We start from the raw sequence: 17,019 nt of genomic DNA, 5'->3' as shown, positions 1-17,019 counted from the left end.
TATTATCTTTACTGGGAAAGATACGCAATGGATAGAAAAGTCGTTTAATGAAACATTTAGCGCTCGGGCCTTTAACCGCTCTCATTGTACTGCTTGCCACCCAACTCGCCAACATGCCTTTACCGGCGGCTCTCACTCTAAGCACCGTTGTCTGGGTCGCCTGGTGGTGGGTCACCGAATGCATTCCTCTGCCTGTCACTTCATTGTTGCCCTTCGTGTTACTGCCCGTATTCGGAGTTATTGATACCAGCACCGCTGCAGGCGCGCTGGGTGACAATATCATTTTATTGTTCATGGGTGCCTTTATGTTGGCCAAAGCGGTGGAAGCCAGCGGCGTTCACAAACGTATGGCATTAACGCTTATCGCCCGTATCGGAGCTGACAATGGTCGCAAAGTGGTTATTTCGTTTATGGCTGCGACCGCATTTTTATCCATGTGGATATCGAATACCGCGGGTGTTCTGGCACTTTTGCCCGTCGCTCTGGCACTCGCCGATGCCAGCGACGACGAAAGCTTTCAATGCGCACTGTTATTGGGTCTTGCTTACGCCGGCTCGTTAGGCGGTATTGCTACCCTAGTCGGTACACCGCCTAATTTAATTTTCGCCTCCATTTATCAGAATATTACCGGAACCGAGTTCAGCTTTACCCGCTGGCTTGGCATTGGTTTACCGATGGTTCTGCTCGGGTTACCAGTGATTGCTTTGTGGCTCACCCGACACGTCAAGCTCACAAAACCATTAGAGCTTCCCACTACGAGTAAAATGACCACCTATGAAAAGCGCGTATTAATAGTGTTTGGTGCCGTCGTTTTCCTGTGGATAACCCGCACAGCACCATTTGGCGGCTGGACCGGCTTTTTAGGGCTGGGCAGCTTAAATGATGCCACTGTCGCTTTAGCCGGTGTGGTTGCGATGTTTGTGATTCCAAGCGGCAAAGTTAAGCACGAAAAACTGCTTAACTGGACACTGGCGAAAGACATTCCCTGGGGCATCTTATTGCTATTTGCCGGCGGCATTTGTCTGGCCCGGGGCGTAATGGAAAGCGGTTTGGGCGATATCATTGGCCAGTCGCTCACAGCGTTAGGTGCGCTTCCTTTATGGTTGCTCATTTTTGTGCTCACTCTGACCGTCTCGTTTGTCACCGAAGTCACATCCAATACAGCGACCGCCACTCTACTTATGCCTATTTTGGCAGCCACCGCTACGGCATTACAGTTACCGATTGAATTACTGATGATTCCGGCCGTTATTGCCTGTAGCTGTGCATTCTGCATGCCTGTCGCAACACCGCCAAACTCTATTGTGTTTGCCTCTAAACGCATTACGATAAAAGCTATGGCACGAGAGGGAGTTGTTCTTAACGTTCTACTGGCCGTAATAACAACAATTGCGGTGTTGCTGTTCGTTTAATGCGGGCGTGGCGCTAACAGGCTATAATTGCGCCTCTTTTTAATTTAAAAGGATTTCTAATGAGCGACTTCCCCGCCTGCCCTGAATGCCAGTCAACGTTCACTTATCACGACGGTAACTTACTGGTTTGCCCTGAATGCGGCCATGAGTGGTCTGAAGATGAACCAACAGACACTGAAAACACCCCTCAGTACCGCGACTCTAACGGCACACCGCTTGAAGACGGCGATACCGTCACTGTGATTAAAGACTTGAAAATAAAAGGGTCATCTTCCGTCGTTAAAGTCGGTACGAAAGTCAAAAACATTCGCCTGGTAGACGGTGACCACGACATCGACTGCAAAATTGACGGTATTGGCCCAATGAAGTTGAAGTCCGAATTCGTGAAAAAAGCGTAATCCCAATTCGCCAGACTCTAATCCGCTTCTTCTTGCGAACTAAAGTGTAAAGATCCCTAAATTCATTGGTCTTTTTCATAAAGGTTCGCTAAAAAGAATACATACATTTATGTATGTTAAGGGGAGCGATTATGGAAATACCAGTTTTGCTCGCCATTGTTGCAGGACTTTGGGTAGCACTTGTTCTTGCAGGTGGTTTAGAAGCGCTAAAACATCGTTGGCTGGTTAGCCGCATTCCGGTACGTGTTCATGTGAATGGTACGCGTGGGAAAACCAGTGTCACTCGGTTGATTGCCGCAGGCCTTCGCGCCGGCGATAAGCGAGTATGCGCAAAAACAACGGGCTCGGCCGCTGCAGTCACTGACCCTGACGGGCGTGAGTTTCCAATTTACCGCATCAGTGGTGCAAATATCATTGAACAAATGCGCACGCTAAAGCGCATGGCTAAATTAAAGCCGGAAATTGTGGTTATGGAGTGCATGGCACTGCAACCGCAGTATCAGTCACTGAGCGAGCTGCGCATGGTGCGTTCCAACGTTGGTGTAATTACCAATGCCCGCCCTGACCATTTAGATGTGATGGGACCTGGCGAAGAAGACGTCGCCTTAGCTTTGGCTGGGAGTACGCCCGTTAAAGGCAATTTGTTCACCGCCGAACGAGATTTACTCCCCACCTTTGAACACTCCTGTAACGACAGAAAGTCACAGCTCCACGGTGTCACACTGGAAGAGGTTGAGGCCATTTCTGATGACACGATGAGTCAATTTCGTTACGCCGAGCATAAAGAAAACGTCGCTCTGGCATTAAAAATATGCGAACACCTTGGCGTTGACCGAGATAAAGCGTTAAAAGGCATGACCGAACTTGAGCCAGAAGCTGGTGCTATGCAAGTTCTGCACATTAACTATTTCAAGCGTGAAATTGTATTTGTTAATGGCTTTGCCGCTAACGACCCGGAGTCGACCGGAAAAATTTGGGAAAACATGATTGAGAAGTTCGGTGAAAATCGCCGCAAAATCATGTTGATTAACTGCCGGGCCGACCGCCCACATCGGTCTCAGCAAATGGCTGAAGAAGCCGGAAAATGGACCAAAGCCGATAAAGTCATCTTAATGGGCTCTGGTTGTTTTGTCTTTGTTCGCAACGCAGTAAAGCACGGACTCGATCCGGAAAAGCTACTTGTGCTTGAAGGCGGTGACACAACCGATATAACAGAAACCATTTTAGAAGAATCCGCAGGCAACGCACTGGTTGTTGGTATGTGCAATATTCACGGCGGCGGCGAAGAAGTCGCTCGCTTCTTCCAAAACCGTGCCGTTAAAGAGGAAGATTTATGATAGCGCTCAATATATTGGCTGTTGCCATTGGTGTTGGCTTATTTTTTACGTTGCTGCTTACCCATACGCTCGGGCTGGCCGCAGGGGGGTTAGTTGTTCCGGGTTATGTTGCATTGCAACTGACCGACCCACTAAGTCTGGCAATTACATTACTCGCCGCCCTAATTACCTATTTGATTGTTAAAGTCATAGCGAGCTTTGCGATTATTTATGGTCGTCGCCAAACCATTATTATGATTCTAACCGGCTATTTAATTGCCGGTCTGTTCGACCTATTTATTGGCAACTTAGTGAACTGGGCAGACTTACAAATGATAGCCGGCGGCGACAATGCACAAGCACAAGTTGGCGCTCTCGAGTCGACGGTAATGATGTCAGTCATGGAGAGCAGCATCATTGGCTATATTATCCCGGGGCTTATTGCTATTTGGTTTGAGCGACAAGGCGTACTGCAAACCTTGTGTGGGTTGGCAGTGACCGCCGTGTTAGTGAGGTTGGCGCTTATTGTTATTATGCCTGAATCTTTGCAAATGTATGAAGCGAGTCAAGCTTTTCAAATGCCCGGTTGGTAACAGGAGAACCCTATAATGAGTAGTTTTACTAAAATTTATTGGCGCTCTTCAGGTGTACCGACCTGGGGGCTCATTTTCTTAATTGTCGTCGCAATTATTGTGGTTGTTGCGGCAGAAAAAATGAAGCAGCGTGACCCCGTTGTGGAAGACAACTACGCGACCATGGTAAATGCGGCGAAAATCATGCGCCAGGGCATGAACGTGTTGCAACCACTGAGAGCTCAAATAGCCCCCATTAATCCTGAGTTTGATCCTCAACGATCGGGCTTGGTCGGTTTAGAGAACAGTATTGTCACAACCAATCACGGCGGTCGAGAGTCTAAGCAAACCACTATTAACCCAAATTGGGCGGCAGTTGCTGTTAAGTTATTAGCAGAAGCTGGTGTGAAAAAGGGCGATTTAGTTGCCGTGACAGTTTCAGGCTCGTTCCCAGCGCTCAACTTGGCTGTCTACTCAGCACTTGAGGCTATGGAAGCAAATGCCGTTATTGTTGCTTCTGCCTCATCGTCGCAGTGGGGCGCTAATACCCCTAATTTTCTATGGCTGGATATGGAACGAAAACTTCGTGAAGCTGGCGTTATTTCGCTCCATGCCGATTATGCATCGATTGGCGGCATTGAAGATAGAGGCATTGGCATTCCTGAGGAAGGCATTCAATCCATTCGCCGTTCAATTGAGCGTGCTGATGTTAAATTCATTGACCCTGCCAACTACCAAGAAGCGGTCGCCGATAGAATTGCCATTTTTCGGGAGTATTCTGCCGAGCGAAATTACACTGCCTACATCAACGTGGGTGGTGGCGCGACGGTTGTCGGTCCCCCTGGCATTGATGACATGTTCAAATCTGGCTTGCAGACAGACGCACCAGCGCGTGCCTTTGCGGTAGAAACCGTTATGGGCTACTTCCTGCAGGAAGACATTCCGGGTATTCATTTTATTGGCATTAAAACCATGGCAGAACGCCATGGCTTACCGTTAATGCCACCAGAGGCAGTACCAGTAGGGAATGGCGGTATATACTCAGCCACGACTTACAACCGCTGGTTAGCACTGGGCTTAGCTGTCGGCTTGTTTGGGCTTACTTGGCTTATCGTCCGCTCCGCACGTATTACCAGTTTATGGCAGCGCTCTGGTCATAGCGGGAAAGGCACAAAACCGATGGTTTAACACTACCTCTTATAAAGTAGCTTCTCTTCTCTAAAAGAGAGCCTTACATTTATGTCGTTTAATGCTAAAACTATAAATGGCAACTTCCATGTAAGGCTCCCTTTATGAATCGACATTTAACCAATAAACCCACCACAGTATTTCTGTTCTTATCCTCCTGGCGCCAGGGTGGGATGACTCTATGAATAAAAGAAACCTTGTTTGGCTCGTAGTCATTATCGGTCTTGTTTTTTTTGTCTACCTTGGTGTTAACAAGGAAAGCGAAGGCTATGAGGGAATTGTCAGTGGCAACGGGAGAATCGAAGCCGCTGAAATTAATGTTGCCACTAAAGTTGCCGGGCGACTCGCTAACCTGTCGGTGGCGGAAGGTGACTTCGTGCTTACCGGAAGCAAGCTTGCGAGCATTGATACCACGACGCTAGAAGCCGAACTTCACCAAGCACAGGCACAATTCAACCAAGCAAAGAGCGCAATTAACACAGCCGAAAGTCAAATTGAGCAACGTCGAGCGGAAAAAAGCGCGGCGCAAGCGTTACTGAAACAGCGCAACGCTGAGTTAGAGCTTGCTAAAAAGCGACTCACCCGAGTTCAAAGCCTATCTCAAACGGGCTCGATGTCAGTACAAGATCTCGATGATGCAAAAGCGTCCGTTATTAGCGCCGAGTCGGCCGTCACCGCAGCTAAATCTCAGATTTCCGCAACCGATGCAGCCATAGCGACAGCGATTTCAAGACATGAGGAAGCTAAGTCCGGTGCCGAAGCCGTCAGAGCAACGATTGAACGCATACAAACTCAAATAGATGACAGCACACTTCTTGCGCCTCGCGACGGCCGCATTCAATACGTTATTGCTCGGCCGGGGGAGGTTATTGGCAACGGAGGTCGAGTTGTGAACATGGTGGACTTGAGCGATGTTTATATGACGTTCTTTCTCCCCACCAGCGCTATTGGAAAGATATCAGTAGGAAGTGAAGCACGCATTGTGTTAGATGCGCTGCCAAACTATCGCATACCCGCTAGTATCAGCTTTATATCGGATATCGCACAGTTCACACCCAAAACGGTTGAAACCCAGGAAGAACGAGAAAAACTCATGTTTCGAGTTCGTGCCAGCATCGACAAAGCACTCTTAGAGAAGCATCTTGAACGTGTAAAAACGGGACTACCTGGCGTTGCCTACGTGAAGCTTGATGAGCAAGAAGCTTGGCCCGAAGAGCTCAAGTCGGAGCTCAATGAATGACCCAAGAGAATGACGTTGTTGTCTCTCTAAATGAGCTCAACTATCACTACAGCAAGCAACCAGCACTGCGCTCTGTATCTTTGGCTGTCCCTCGAGGAAAGTTGTGCGGTGTCATTGGCCCTGATGGCGTTGGTAAATCAACGTTACTATCCCTTATCTCCGGCGCTAGAGCGTTACAGTCAGGCCAGCTGTTTGTGTTAGGCGAAGATCTGAGTAAATCTCGTCAACGCAAGCGGCTGTATCGCCGTGTTGCTTATATGCCGCAAGGGTTGGGGAAAAACCTCTACCCTACACTGTCAGTGGAAGAAAACCTCAGCTTTTTTGCGCAGCTTTTTGGACTTAAGGGCCAACAGCGCGAACAACACGTTTTTCGCTTATTAAAAGCGACCCGTCTGTGGGAGTTTAAAGACCGCCCCAGCGCAAAGCTGTCAGGCGGAATGAAGCAAAAACTGGGGTTATGTTGCGCATTGATTCATGAGCCAGAACTGCTGATATTGGATGAGCCGACAACAGGAGTTGATCCTTTGTCTCGCCGTCAGTTTTGGCAGCTTATCGACGACATTAGACAACAACACCCGGACATGAGCGTGCTGGTGGCAACGGCTTATATGGATGAAGCCAAACGCTTTGATTGGTTAGCGACCATGAATAACGGAGAGGTGCTCGCATCAGGATCTCCCACCCAACTTTTAACTCAGACCTCAACGTCTTCTTTAGAGCACGCTTTCGTATCACTGCTTGGTGCTCAATCTATAGAGCCTTTTACGAGCCAGCCGCATCAGTCCGACAAAGACAGCCCTACAGCGATAGAGGCAAAAGAACTGACCATGCGTTTTGGCGATTTTACCGCTGTTGATAAGGCCAGCTTTCGTATTCAGAAAGGTGAGATTTTCGGCTTTTTAGGGTCGAATGGATGCGGTAAAACAACAACAATGAAAATGCTGACCGGGCTGCTAACAGCCAGCTCAGGTAAAGCCTGGCTTTTCGATGAGCCCATTGACAGTCACTCTTTAGAAACTCGTAAGCGCGTTGGCTATATGGCGCAAAGCTTTTCTCTATATAGCGAGCTTACGGTCTACCAAAATCTTAAATTGCACGCTCAGCTATTTGATATTCCTAAAGAGAACATTGACGAGCGAATAGAGGCGATAGCGGAGCAATTCGATTTACAACGGCTATTCCAGCAGCTCCCCAAGCAGTTACCCATTGGTGAGCGCCAGCGCTTATCACTGGCTGTCGCCATGATTCATGAGCCAGAAATACTGATTCTGGACGAGCCAACCTCCGGTGTCGACCCTGTCGCCCGCGATAGTTTCTGGCATATTTTATTGAGACTTTCCCGCGAGCACGGCGTCACTATCTTTATATCCACTCACTTTATGAATGAGGCGGAACGGTGTGACAGAGTGTCACTCATGCACGCAGGAAAGGTGTTAGTCACCGACACACCTAACGGCATTATCCAGAGCTGTAACAAAAACTCTCTTGAGGACGCTTTTGTTGACTATTTAGAGGCGGCATCAGGGCAACCCGATAATAACCGTGAAGAGCCGACGCTAAGGCGACAAACTCATAGTGACCTTCAGCTAAGTCACGGCTTTAGTGTAAGACGACTGCTTAGCATCAGTCACCGCGAAACATTAGAATTGTTCCGGGACCCCGTTCGACTTGTCATGGCTTTAGTCGGTAGCGTTATCCTGATGTTCGTGCTGGGATACGGTATTAATATGGATGTCGATGAAATTGACTTTGCCGTACTTGACCGTGACAAGACCAGCACCAGTCGTGATTACATTCTTAGCTTATCGGGCTCTCGCTACTTTAACGAGCAGCCGCCTTTAAAGAGCTATGGAGAAGTTGATGCCCGCCTGCAGAGTGGCGACATTAGTCTGGCCATTGAAATACCCAACAATTTCGCCCGCAATATACAAAGAGGCGACAACGTCACCGTCGGTGCGTGGGTCGATGGCGCTATGCCTATGCGGGCAGAAACTGCTCAGGGTTATATTCAGGGTATGCACATAGACTGGCTACAGAAGCAACAACAGCAACTGAGTGCCCCTACACCCCAAACAGCCACTATCGATATTGCTTCCAGATACCGTTACAACCCCGATATTAAAAGCTTGCCGGCTATGGTCCCTGCAGTAATACCGCTTCTGTTAATGCTGTTTCCGTCTATTTTGACTTCCCTCTCTGTCGTGCGGGAAAAAGAGTTAGGCTCCATTACCAATTTTTATGTCACTCCAACGCGTAAAAGTGAGTTTTTCCTGGGTAAGCAGCTGCCTTATGTCGTCCTTGCGATGGTTAACTTCCTAATACTGGTTGGACAGGCTTTATTTATTTTCGAGGTCGAACTTACCGGCAGTTTTCTGGCGTTTACTCTCGCCACGTTTTTCTACGTCATTTGCGCCACTGCATTAGGGCTTATTATGTCGGCTTTCCTGAACAGCCAAATTGCCGCACTTTTTGGCACCGCTCTGGCCACCATTCTTCCAGCCTCACAGTTTTCCGGCATGATAACGCCAGTCACATCATTAGAAGGGTTGGCCAAAATTATTGGGGAGGTTTACCCGACGACCTATTACATGATTGTTAGCCGTGGTGTTTTCTCAAAAGCCTTGTCCTTTAATGAGCTGCACGTCATGTTGGTAGGACTCATTATTGCTGCCATTATTTTTATAGCGGTTGGCATTAGCTTAGTGAAAAAGCAGGAGCGATAAATGCGTTCTCTCAAAAACATTTCGCATTTAGGCATAAAAGAGTTAGTGAGCTTGTCACGCGATCCCATGCTGCTTTTATTTATTATGCTGGCTTTTACCGTCTTTGTTTATACCGCTGCATCAGCCACACCACAAACCCTTTACAAAACACCCATAGCCGTTATCGATAATGATCGCTCACAGCTGTCTAACCAATTAATTAATAGCTTTTTAATGCCTTATTTTCTGCCACCAGAAGCCGTTTCGGCGGATCAAGCCGATCAGCTCATGGACGAAGGTCGTTACACCTTTATTCTGGATATTCCGGAGGGGCTGCAAAGAGATTTACTCAATGGCGAACGACCACAAGTTCAGCTTATTGTCGACGCGACCCGAATGAGCCAGGCGTTTACTGGTAACGGATACATTCAGTCAATTATTAACCGGGAGGTCAGTACGTTCACTCAATCAGCAGCTCAACTGCCCATCGATATTGCTGTGCGAGCGCAGTTCAATCCAGAGCTCGATAGTGGCTGGTTTAGCGCCATCATGGAGCTCATTAACCAAATCACCATGCTGTCGATTATTTTAACTGGCGCTGCGCTGATCAAGGAGCGAGAACATGGCACCGTCGAACATCTGATGGTGATGCCGGTAACGCCTTTTCAAATTATGGTCAGTAAAGTTTGGTCCATGGCTTTAGTGGTCTTAGTAGCATCCGCTTTTTCTTTAGTCGTGGTTATAAAGCAAGCATTGGCAATACCAACGAGTGGCTCTTTGAGCCTCTTTTTATTCGGCACCGCATTGCATCTATTTGCGACCACATCCATCGGCATATTTTTAGGAATTTACGCTCGCTCGATGCCACAGTTCGGCTTGTTATTTTTGCTCATTATCATGCCGATGCAGATACTGTCCGGTGGCATGACACCTTTCGACAGTATGCCAACAGTAGTGCAGGCGGTTATGTACTTTGCTCCAACGTCTCATTTTACTGAGTTTGGCCAGAGCATCTTATTCCGGGGGGCCGGTATCAATATCGTCTGGCCACAGCTGTTAGCATTAGGCGCTATTGGCGCTCTATTCTTTTGGATCTCGTGGCGCCACTTCCGAGAGCGCTTAGCGGATATGGCGTGATCCATTTTTTAAATCATAACAATGGCAAATGGCCTGCCAGGCTTCTTCAGCGGTATCGACAATTTCAAATAATGCTAAGTCATGCTCGGAGATAGTCCCTTCCTCGACGAGTAAATCAAAGTCAATTAACCGCTGCCAGAACTCTTTTCCAACGAGCACGATAGGTACAGGTTCGGACTTTTTCGTTTGCACCAATGTTAACGTCTCAAACAGTTCATCCAACGTACCAAACCCACCGGGGAAAGCGACCAGAGCACGGGCTCGTTGCAAAAAATGCATTTTACGAATAGCAAAATAATGAAACTGAAAGCAATACTCAGGCGTTATATAAGGGTTCGGTCGCTGCTCATGAGGTAGCACGATATTCAGGCCAATACTGTGCCCACCTGCCTCCATAGCTCCCCTATTTGCAGCTTCCATAATACCCGGGCCGCCACCACTGACGATCATTAGGTTTTCATCATCATGACAGAGATTATGTTCAGTGGCGATGCGAGCAAAATCCATTGCTTGTTGGTAATAAGCACTATTCTTAAGTGCTCTTTTCGCTCGCTTCAAATTTCCCATCAACGTGTCGTTGTCAGGGTCTTTCTCCAACGCTTGCTCAGCAACACCAACATCATGTTGCGCCTGCTCCGGCGGCAAAAAGCGGGCGCTGCCAAACACCACAATAGTGGCATCAACATTATGCTTTTCTAACGTCAGCTGTGGCTTCAAATACTCCAGCTGAAGACGCACGGCTCGTAAGTCATCACTCAGCAAAAAGTCATGATCAGCAAAAGCCAATTTGTAGGAGCCTTGCCCTTCAATTTTGGCGATAGACTCTTCGGACTGTTTTGCCGAGATGAGGCGACGTCGATGCAATTCTTTTTCTGTCATGGAGAGTCCCGTTGGGGTTTATGTATTGTTTCGCATCAGTTTACCGTAAAAACGACTTAAATCTGCTGATTTATTGAGACTCCAGCCGCATTGCAACCATACCTTGATTTTCGCCAACTTCATCAAAGCCCAGACTGTTGTATAACCGTCTGGCAGGCTCGTTTTCCGGATACACATTCAAAGTAATAAACTGAGTTTCTTCCTGTGACCAAGCGTTTTCAAACAGAGCCTCGACAAATTTTCTACCCAGCCCCTGACCACGAACTGCAGAGTTCACAATAAGACACGCGATGTGTATACCGTTTTCGACTTTTTGGTAGGCTTGTGCAAAACCGATAAACTCACCATCTTGATAAAAGGTATAAGTGCCACGCTCTTCTGCTTTAATCTGCTCCCAAATAGCCTCTGCGGAACTGCCATAAGGTACTTTTTCACCAAACCACAGGCGAAACTCCGCCGCATTGTCCGGCCAAGTCAGTGCTTCTTTGAGTTCATCTATTGTTGCTCGTTGTAGCATGCTCACTCGCCTTGTAGAGTCAGAATTAAGGTGCGAGCGCCGCCGTGATCTCTATGTTCACAAAGATAGACTCCCTGCCAAGTGCCTAAATTTAAACGTCCATTGGTCACCGGTAGGGTTAAGTTACTGCCTAATATGCTCGACTTTAAATGTGCTGGCATGTCATCAGGCCCCTCAAACGTATGACGGTAGTACGGCGCATTTTCTGGCACCATTTCATTAAAATGGCTTTCAAAGTCCTGACGAACCGTCGGGTCTGCATTTTCATTAATGGTCAACGATGCCGATGTGTGCCGAATAAACACCTGTAATAGCCCGGCTGATACTTGCCCAAGCTCAACCAGAGCCCGTTCAATCTCGTCAGTAATAAGGTGAAAGCCCCTTGGGTGAGGAGCCAATTGCAGTTCTGTTTGTTTGATAAGCATTTGTAAACCTGTTTGCCGTGTCTCTGTGCTTGCCATATGCTTACAGCATACCGAAAAACAACCGAAAGGAATAACGACAATGCGTTACTTATTATTAGCCATCGCGGTTTTGTTCAGTGCCACGTGCACCGCACAAGAAAGCGTTGAAGAAGCTACAACCAAAGCCGTAGAGGCCTTTTTATACGGCGCCAGCATTGGTTCACCTAAAGCGCATGATCGCTTCTGGGCGAAAGAACTGACCTACACCAGCTCCAGCGGCGAGCGTTTTGGTAAAGAGCAACTTATGTCGGGTATGAAAGACGCTAAACCCAAAGACCCAGACAACGTTAGTGTCTGGTATGGCGCTGAAGACATCGAGGTAAAACAATTTGGTGACACCGTGGTATTCAACTTTACGTTAACCGCTGAAGAGGAAGGTAAAGTCACTCAATATTTTTATAATACCGGTGTTTTAATTCAACGCAACGACCGTTGGCAAGCGGTTAACTGGAACGCGACTAAAGTTCCTTAACAGGTTCCTTAATTTCTGACGAGTCGTTCTCTGATGCCGCATCGCCATTGTCTGGTTTTACATAAATGGCGATGCCTTCCCCTGTTTTATCGGTCAAACCGAAGGCTTTACCAACACTTACCCCAAATCCCACATTGCCTGAGTAACCACCTGAGCCAGCCCCGACATAAACTGACTCGCCTTGCTTGTCGCCGGTTTTTTGCAGCAAGACGCCATTAGCACCTACTTTAGCCGCTTCCTGTTTCAGCCGCTTCAATACTGCTTCCATTTTCGCTTGTTCACCAAAGCTCCAGGAGGCATCACTGCTTGCTTCAATTAAAGCTATTTCTTCATAGCTCTCAGGCGCCTCTAAGTACACTTTTACTTGTGCTACCGGTATTTCCGGCCGAGCGTCTCCAATTAGAATGGAAGAGGTGGGTGACGCGCAGCCTGTCAGCGCCATACCAAACAATAAAACAGCACTATAGGTTATAAAACGCATACGACTTCCTTTGCCAAGAACATAATTAATCAATAGCACATAAAACGATATTTCACCTGACTCTTTCAATCTCTTTAAAGAACCGTAGAATGGAAAACGATTGCGTGTTCCGAAGTTGGAGATCTTTTTGTTCGATATTGACCTGATTAGCCGCCATTTTTTAGCCGTGTATTTTCTATTCATAGCAGTCCACTACGCGAGTACCGCTATTGGACTGAATAGCCGCACCTCAAAAAGCCATATTCAATACGGTAAAAAAGGCAGTACGACATGGTGGATACGCCAGGTTTTTAACCTTTTCCGCGGTGCAATTTTGGTTATTTGTATTGCCCGGGTCTTTTACCCTATTGATACCTGGCTCGGCATTATAGAACCACTTTACACACCCTGGGTGCTGTCTATTGGCATGATCACAATGTTGGTGTCACTTGGGTTTGTCAGTTACAGCCACGCCTATATGCGTCAGGACTGGCGCTCAGGTATCGACAGCGATAACTCCCGGGCACTGTTAACGAAGGGGCCTTTTTCGCACTCGCGTAACCCGATGTTCTTAGCCATTATGCTCGGCCAACTGGGTCTCTTCCTGACACTCCCCAGTGTCTTCACCTTGATTTGCTTATTGGTCGGCATCGCCATGATGCGCGCTCAAGCGGTTAAAGAGGAGCAGGCATTAAGCGAACTTTACGGCAATGAGTATCAAAGCTATAAGGCTCAAACGCCCAGATGGCTGAAGATCTAATTAGCTATGCCTCACAAAAAGCCCCACCTGCCTAACAAGGTTTGTGAAACCTGCCAACGACCATTTTCATGGCGAAAAAAATGGAAAGGCTGCTGGGATAGCGTTAAATATTGCTCAGAGCGTTGTCGAAGGAATCGGCATTCAACATTGAAATAGCCCTATTTCTTCCTCTACTTTTGGCCATGTATAAGTTTTTATCAGCCAGGTGCAGTAACCCTTCAGCCGTCAAGTTTGTGTTATTTGATGCCTCAGCAACCCCAATGCTAACGGTAGCATGTATGCTTTCAACGAGTGGCCGAGACTGAATAGTTTCGACGATTCTATTAGCCAGAGTCATCGCCTCTTTGCTGCCGGTTTCAGGACAAACAACTAAAAACTCTTCGCCACCCCACCGACCCACAAAATCACACTCTCTCACTGCTTCTTTGAGAATCGTCGCGATAGAACAAAGCACTCTATCGCCCATTAAGTGGCCATATTCATCATTAATTTTCTTAAAATGATCAACATCGATTAATAAGACAGACAGGTTTAAGTCTTTATGCCGGGAGGACGAAAGTAACATGTTGAGATTAACGTCCAGATGCAGGCGATTATATAAACCCGTTAGAGGATCAGTAACAGAAGTGGCCTGAAGTTGTTCATAAGCTTCTCTTCTGGAGCGCTCGTAATAACGGAAGAGAAACAACTGTGCCGTCGCAACTTCAATAAAGTTAAGAAATGCGCCAAGGCTCAAATCCCCCGGAACCCCACGACTCAACTGCACGTAAAGAAACCAACCGCAGTAAGCAAAAACAACCCCGGTTACCCAGGCACCCGCTCGAGGACCATGAAGAAAAAAAGCAATAGGAGGAAGTATTGTGACCCAAATTAATGAATAATTTCTGCCCTCCGCCAAGTGTATGAATGCCAAGAGCACGAATATCAGTGTGCCTGTAACCAACCACCCAGCAACCGTAAAGTTGCTTCCACGGCTGACATAAAAATAAATACCAGCGATAAGAAGAAAGCCGGAAAAGTCATATACTGCAATATGTGCCGCATCAAATAGCGTAACGTTCAGCAGGCCTATAACACTAAAGTAAGCCAGCATTATCAATAGTATACTGTATATTAACGACACCTGATGGTAACGCGGGTCATCAACATTAATTTCCGGATGATACTTACGCCAATACTTCATAAAAGCCACTCTATTTTTGACTATAGTAGCTCTAACTAGCGATACTTGGAATACTTATCATCTTAGTCTTCAGGACTTAAATCACCATGTAAAAATTTACAAACAAAGACGACTTTGCCATAGCGCTCAAATGACCATTTTATGCAGCGTTGCAGGGCGTCCATCACCTTGTCGTAGTCGCCAAATACCTGAGTACTCAATGTATTGGTGATAGTTTTTACATCATCGGTTTTATTAAGCTCATCAATAAAACCTTTTATTGGACCAATATAATCATCCGCCAGTGGGTACTTGCTAATTTCAACCGTCAGTTTCATGATAGTCACTCCTTTGTCGTTACTATTGCGACGCAAAATACCAGACCGTTCATACTAACACGAGGTTTATGAATGACATCGGATGTCCGTTCGCGCATTGCTTTACCCGTTATTATTTTAGCTCAGCTACTGGGTACTTCGTTATGGTTCAGTGTTAACGGTGTTTGGTTAAGTCTTTCGTCAGAACAAAGACTTTCAGAAGCCGACTTAGGGGCATTAACTCTCGCTGTTCAGTTAGGCTTCATTGTAGGCACTTTATCTTTAGCACTTACCGGTTTGGCTGACCGCTACAAAGCCAGCGCTATTTTCTGCCTTTCCAGTTTACTCGGTGCGTCAGTTAATGCGCTTTTCATCGTTGCCGTCGACCATTTCTCGCTCGCGTGGTTTCTGCGTTTACTGACCGGCCTGTGTTTAGCCGGTATCTACCCAATGGGCATGAAACTGGTTATTTCATGGGTACCTAAATACGCAGGCGCTGCATTGTCTTGGTTGCTGGCTATGCTGACTTTAGGAACCGCACTTCCGCACTTAATGAGAGGCTTCACTCTTGGTTTAGATTGGCACATCTCATTGTTTGCCGCCTCTATACTAGCCGTTTTAGGCGGTATAGGCGTGGGGCTCCTCGGTAGTGGGCCACATTTGCCGGCAACAGCTAAACCTGCGGCGCTAAGTCAGGGATTATCGGCGCTTAAACAGCCACGATTCCGTGCGGTTGCCGGTGGCTACTTTGGCCACTGTTGGGAGCTCTACGCCTTCTGGATGCTGGTACCTCTGCTCCTTTTAGCACCGGTATCTCAGCTTGGCTGGTCTTTGTCTTCCATTCCCTGGTTATCATTCTCGTTAATTGGGGTAGGCGCTCTTGGTTGTATCTGCGGTGGTTGGCTTAGCAAAAAGCACGGCGGCATATCGGTTGCCAGACTCGCGCTTATCACTTCCGGCGCAATGTGCTTGTTATACCCATTCATTACTGAATTGCCAGCCTCGGTTGCCCTTTTAACTCTAACGCTTTGGGGTATTTCGGTTATTGCTGACTCACCTCAGTTTTCAGCATTAGCCGCTCAAGAGGCGCCAGCTGACAAAGTTGGCAGTGCCTTAGCCGTAATGAACTCGGTTGGCTTTGCCCTGACCATTCCGGCCATCTGGTTAGCTAGCTGGAGCTGGCCAGTATTAAACGAATGGGTTGCCTGGCTGCTATTACCCGGCCCTGTTTTAGGGCTTTGGGCAATGCGAAAATTTGGTACGCATTAACCAACGCTGTATGACAATATCCGGGAAATATGGCTACGTGGCAGTCCAGTTTCCTGGTGCCAGTGATTAATCGCTGTTTGTATTTGCTTAAGGCCCTTTTGGCTGGTTGGTGAGGCATCCAGTAAATTAAAATTCCGTAGTGCAGTGAGCACATCGCTTGCGCAAACGAAACCGTCCCAGCCCAACATACGCAATAAATACTGCCCCGTGTTACCGCCTAAGCGAGCACCATTCTTCTTGAGAAAGAGCAGCAATCCAGCTTGGTCATCATGCGGCCAGCTAGCCAAAAACTTACCAAAACTCCCGTGCTCTTCCGACACTTCGACAATCATTCGGGCGTTAACCGGTACGGTTATTATTTTTTGAAAATTACGCACAATACGCTCGTCTTGCGCCAGCTCTTCGAGTCGCTCCGGTGGCACTTGCTGCCAGTAAAGCGGTACAAAACCACTGAAGGCTTCTTCGAACTGTGGCCACTTACGGTCAATAATTTGCCATACGAAACCTGCCCGAAAGATACAACGGGTCATGAGTGATAGTACGCGATCATCAGTCATTTTCACGAGCTCCGCGTCACTTGCCATCTTAGGCATTAACGCAAGCATCGCTTGTTCTCCGCCCTTGCGTTCGCAGGCGCGCTCATAAAATACTGAAAAGTCGATAATGTCAGTCATTCTGGTTTACTCCAGTCTCGCTATTCGGCTCACCTTTTGAGCCAAATAATGATTCCATTCGGCTCACGATGCAAATTTAG

General features: G+C 47.4%; 19 protein-coding genes. 12 read left to right on the top strand and 7 right to left on the bottom strand.

What is annotated here, in order from left to right; genetic code table 11:
- Positions 1-47: 47 nt before the first annotated feature.
- The 8 genes from EST55_RS11630 (at position 48) to EST55_RS11595 (ending at position 9,965) form a co-directional block, all read left to right on the top strand.
- Complete coding sequence (locus EST55_RS11630) at positions 48-1,412, top strand: SLC13 family permease (protein WP_129497589.1); 1,365 nt, start codon at positions 48-50, stop codon at positions 1,410-1,412.
- 59 nt (positions 1,413-1,471) lie between these two features.
- Positions 1,472-1,810, top strand: a complete 339-nt coding sequence (locus EST55_RS11625; RefSeq protein WP_129497588.1) for a zinc ribbon domain-containing protein YjdM — start codon at positions 1,472-1,474, stop codon at positions 1,808-1,810.
- A gap of 131 nt (positions 1,811-1,941) precedes the next feature.
- On the top strand, positions 1,942-3,147 hold the full coding sequence (pgsB, locus tag EST55_RS11620) for a poly-gamma-glutamate synthase PgsB (protein WP_129497587.1): 1,206 nt from the start codon (positions 1,942-1,944) through the stop codon (positions 3,145-3,147).
- Positions 3,144-3,719 carry a poly-gamma-glutamate biosynthesis protein PgsC gene (pgsC, locus tag EST55_RS11615; RefSeq protein WP_088767290.1) on the top strand — a complete coding sequence of 192 codons (576 nt, stop codon included), beginning with the start codon at positions 3,144-3,146 and terminating at the stop codon, positions 3,717-3,719. Before pgsB ends, pgsC begins: the two co-directional genes overlap by 4 nt.
- A 15-nt stretch (positions 3,720-3,734) precedes the next feature.
- Positions 3,735-4,886 (top strand): poly-gamma-glutamate system protein, encoded by a 1,152-nt coding sequence (pgsW, locus tag EST55_RS11610; protein WP_129497586.1) that lies wholly within the window; start codon positions 3,735-3,737, stop codon positions 4,884-4,886.
- Positions 4,887-5,067: 181 nt separating this feature from the next.
- Positions 5,068-6,126: an HlyD family efflux transporter periplasmic adaptor subunit gene (locus EST55_RS11605; protein WP_129497585.1), complete on the top strand. Its 1,059-nt coding sequence runs from the start codon at positions 5,068-5,070 to the stop codon at positions 6,124-6,126.
- Complete coding sequence (rbbA, locus tag EST55_RS11600) at positions 6,123-8,849, top strand: ribosome-associated ATPase/putative transporter RbbA (protein WP_129497584.1); 2,727 nt, start codon at positions 6,123-6,125, stop codon at positions 8,847-8,849. Before EST55_RS11605 ends, rbbA begins: the two co-directional genes overlap by 4 nt.
- Positions 8,850-9,965: an ABC transporter permease gene (locus tag EST55_RS11595; RefSeq protein ID WP_129497583.1), complete on the top strand. Its 1,116-nt coding sequence runs from the start codon at positions 8,850-8,852 to the stop codon at positions 9,963-9,965.
- On the opposite strand, the gene EST55_RS11590 is transcribed toward EST55_RS11595, so the two are convergent.
- From EST55_RS11590 to EST55_RS11580, 3 genes are all read right to left on the bottom strand, one after another.
- On the bottom strand, positions 9,948-10,844 hold the full coding sequence (locus EST55_RS11590; RefSeq protein ID WP_129497582.1) for a TIGR00730 family Rossman fold protein: 897 nt from the start codon (positions 10,842-10,844) through the stop codon (positions 9,948-9,950). The genes EST55_RS11595 and EST55_RS11590 overlap by 18 nt on opposite strands.
- A 70-nt stretch (positions 10,845-10,914) precedes the next feature.
- Positions 10,915-11,361 carry a GNAT family N-acetyltransferase gene (locus EST55_RS11585; protein ID WP_129497581.1) on the bottom strand — a complete coding sequence of 149 codons (447 nt, stop codon included), beginning with the start codon at positions 11,359-11,361 and terminating at the stop codon, positions 10,915-10,917.
- Between the two features lie 2 nt (positions 11,362-11,363).
- Entirely contained in the window at positions 11,364-11,786 is a 423-nt protein-coding gene (locus EST55_RS11580) for a secondary thiamine-phosphate synthase enzyme YjbQ (RefSeq protein WP_100691308.1), read from the bottom strand.
- A 79-nt stretch (positions 11,787-11,865) separates the two neighbouring features.
- On the opposite strand from EST55_RS11580, the gene EST55_RS11575 reads away from it, so the two are divergent.
- Positions 11,866-12,297 carry a nuclear transport factor 2 family protein gene (locus tag EST55_RS11575; RefSeq protein ID WP_129497580.1) on the top strand — a complete coding sequence of 144 codons (432 nt, stop codon included), beginning with the start codon at positions 11,866-11,868 and terminating at the stop codon, positions 12,295-12,297.
- Here the strand turns inward: EST55_RS11575 and EST55_RS11570 are convergent.
- On the bottom strand, positions 12,284-12,778 hold the full coding sequence (locus EST55_RS11570) for a hypothetical protein (RefSeq protein ID WP_129497579.1): 495 nt from the start codon (positions 12,776-12,778) through the stop codon (positions 12,284-12,286). The two genes, EST55_RS11575 and EST55_RS11570, sit on opposite strands and share 14 nt — an antisense overlap.
- 127 nt (positions 12,779-12,905) lie before the next feature.
- Between EST55_RS11570 and EST55_RS11565 the strand changes: the two genes are divergently transcribed.
- The gene (locus EST55_RS11565) at positions 12,906-13,517 is read left to right on the top strand and encodes an isoprenylcysteine carboxylmethyltransferase family protein (protein WP_198511814.1); all 612 of its coding nucleotides are present in this window, start codon (positions 12,906-12,908) and stop codon (positions 13,515-13,517) included.
- A 6-nt stretch (positions 13,518-13,523) separates the two neighbouring features.
- Entirely contained in the window at positions 13,524-13,673 is a 150-nt protein-coding gene (locus EST55_RS11560) for a DUF2256 domain-containing protein (protein ID WP_100691305.1), read from the top strand.
- Here EST55_RS11560 and EST55_RS11555 read toward each other — a convergent pair.
- Both EST55_RS11555 and EST55_RS11550 read right to left on the bottom strand, forming a co-directional pair.
- Positions 13,621-14,700, bottom strand: coding sequence for a GGDEF domain-containing protein (locus tag EST55_RS11555; RefSeq protein WP_100691304.1), 1,080 nt, complete (start codon positions 14,698-14,700; stop codon positions 13,621-13,623). The genes EST55_RS11560 and EST55_RS11555 overlap by 53 nt on opposite strands.
- A 62-nt stretch (positions 14,701-14,762) precedes the next feature.
- Complete coding sequence (locus EST55_RS11550; protein ID WP_100691303.1) at positions 14,763-15,017, bottom strand: YkoF family thiamine/hydroxymethylpyrimidine-binding protein; 255 nt, start codon at positions 15,015-15,017, stop codon at positions 14,763-14,765.
- A 72-nt stretch (positions 15,018-15,089) separates the two neighbouring features.
- Between EST55_RS11550 and EST55_RS11545 the strand changes: the two genes are divergently transcribed.
- Positions 15,090-16,265: an MFS transporter gene (locus tag EST55_RS11545; RefSeq protein WP_129497578.1), complete on the top strand. Its 1,176-nt coding sequence runs from the start codon at positions 15,090-15,092 to the stop codon at positions 16,263-16,265.
- Here the strand turns inward: EST55_RS11545 and EST55_RS11540 are convergent.
- Positions 16,262-16,939, bottom strand: coding sequence for a DNA-3-methyladenine glycosylase I (locus EST55_RS11540; RefSeq protein WP_100691301.1), 678 nt, complete (start codon positions 16,937-16,939; stop codon positions 16,262-16,264). The genes EST55_RS11545 and EST55_RS11540 overlap by 4 nt on opposite strands.
- Between the last annotated feature and the right edge of the window lie 80 nt (positions 16,940-17,019).

This window comes from Idiomarina sp. 29L, assembly GCF_004123135.1.
Taxonomy (GTDB): domain Bacteria; phylum Pseudomonadota; class Gammaproteobacteria; order Enterobacterales; family Alteromonadaceae; genus Idiomarina.
Note: the sequence above shows the minus strand (reverse complement) of the source record. Positions and strands in the feature narration are given on the sequence as shown.

Coding starts and splice junctions, on each gene's coding strand:
- EST55_RS11630 (WP_129497589.1), top strand. CDS start 48: ATGAAACATTTAGCGCTCGGGCCTTTAACCGCTCTCATTGTACTGCTT.
- EST55_RS11625 (WP_129497588.1), top strand. CDS start 1,472: ATGAGCGACTTCCCCGCCTGCCCTGAATGCCAGTCAACGTTCACTTAT.
- pgsB (WP_129497587.1), top strand. CDS start 1,942: ATGGAAATACCAGTTTTGCTCGCCATTGTTGCAGGACTTTGGGTAGCA.
- pgsC (WP_088767290.1), top strand. CDS start 3,144: ATGATAGCGCTCAATATATTGGCTGTTGCCATTGGTGTTGGCTTATTT.
- pgsW (WP_129497586.1), top strand. CDS start 3,735: ATGAGTAGTTTTACTAAAATTTATTGGCGCTCTTCAGGTGTACCGACC.
- EST55_RS11605 (WP_129497585.1), top strand. CDS start 5,068: ATGAATAAAAGAAACCTTGTTTGGCTCGTAGTCATTATCGGTCTTGTT.
- rbbA (WP_129497584.1), top strand. CDS start 6,123: ATGACCCAAGAGAATGACGTTGTTGTCTCTCTAAATGAGCTCAACTAT.
- EST55_RS11595 (WP_129497583.1), top strand. CDS start 8,850: ATGCGTTCTCTCAAAAACATTTCGCATTTAGGCATAAAAGAGTTAGTG.
- EST55_RS11590 (WP_129497582.1), bottom strand. CDS start 10,844: ATGACAGAAAAAGAATTGCATCGACGTCGCCTCATCTCGGCAAAACAG.
- EST55_RS11585 (WP_129497581.1), bottom strand. CDS start 11,361: ATGCTACAACGAGCAACAATAGATGAACTCAAAGAAGCACTGACTTGG.
- EST55_RS11580 (WP_100691308.1), bottom strand. CDS start 11,786: ATGCTTATCAAACAAACAGAACTGCAATTGGCTCCTCACCCAAGGGGC.
- EST55_RS11575 (WP_129497580.1), top strand. CDS start 11,866: ATGCGTTACTTATTATTAGCCATCGCGGTTTTGTTCAGTGCCACGTGC.
- EST55_RS11570 (WP_129497579.1), bottom strand. CDS start 12,778: ATGCGTTTTATAACCTATAGTGCTGTTTTATTGTTTGGTATGGCGCTG.
- EST55_RS11560 (WP_100691305.1), top strand. CDS start 13,524: ATGCCTCACAAAAAGCCCCACCTGCCTAACAAGGTTTGTGAAACCTGC.
- EST55_RS11555 (WP_100691304.1), bottom strand. CDS start 14,700: ATGAAGTATTGGCGTAAGTATCATCCGGAAATTAATGTTGATGACCCG.
- EST55_RS11550 (WP_100691303.1), bottom strand. CDS start 15,017: ATGAAACTGACGGTTGAAATTAGCAAGTACCCACTGGCGGATGATTAT.
- EST55_RS11545 (WP_129497578.1), top strand. CDS start 15,090: ATGACATCGGATGTCCGTTCGCGCATTGCTTTACCCGTTATTATTTTA.
- EST55_RS11540 (WP_100691301.1), bottom strand. CDS start 16,939: ATGACTGACATTATCGACTTTTCAGTATTTTATGAGCGCGCCTGCGAA.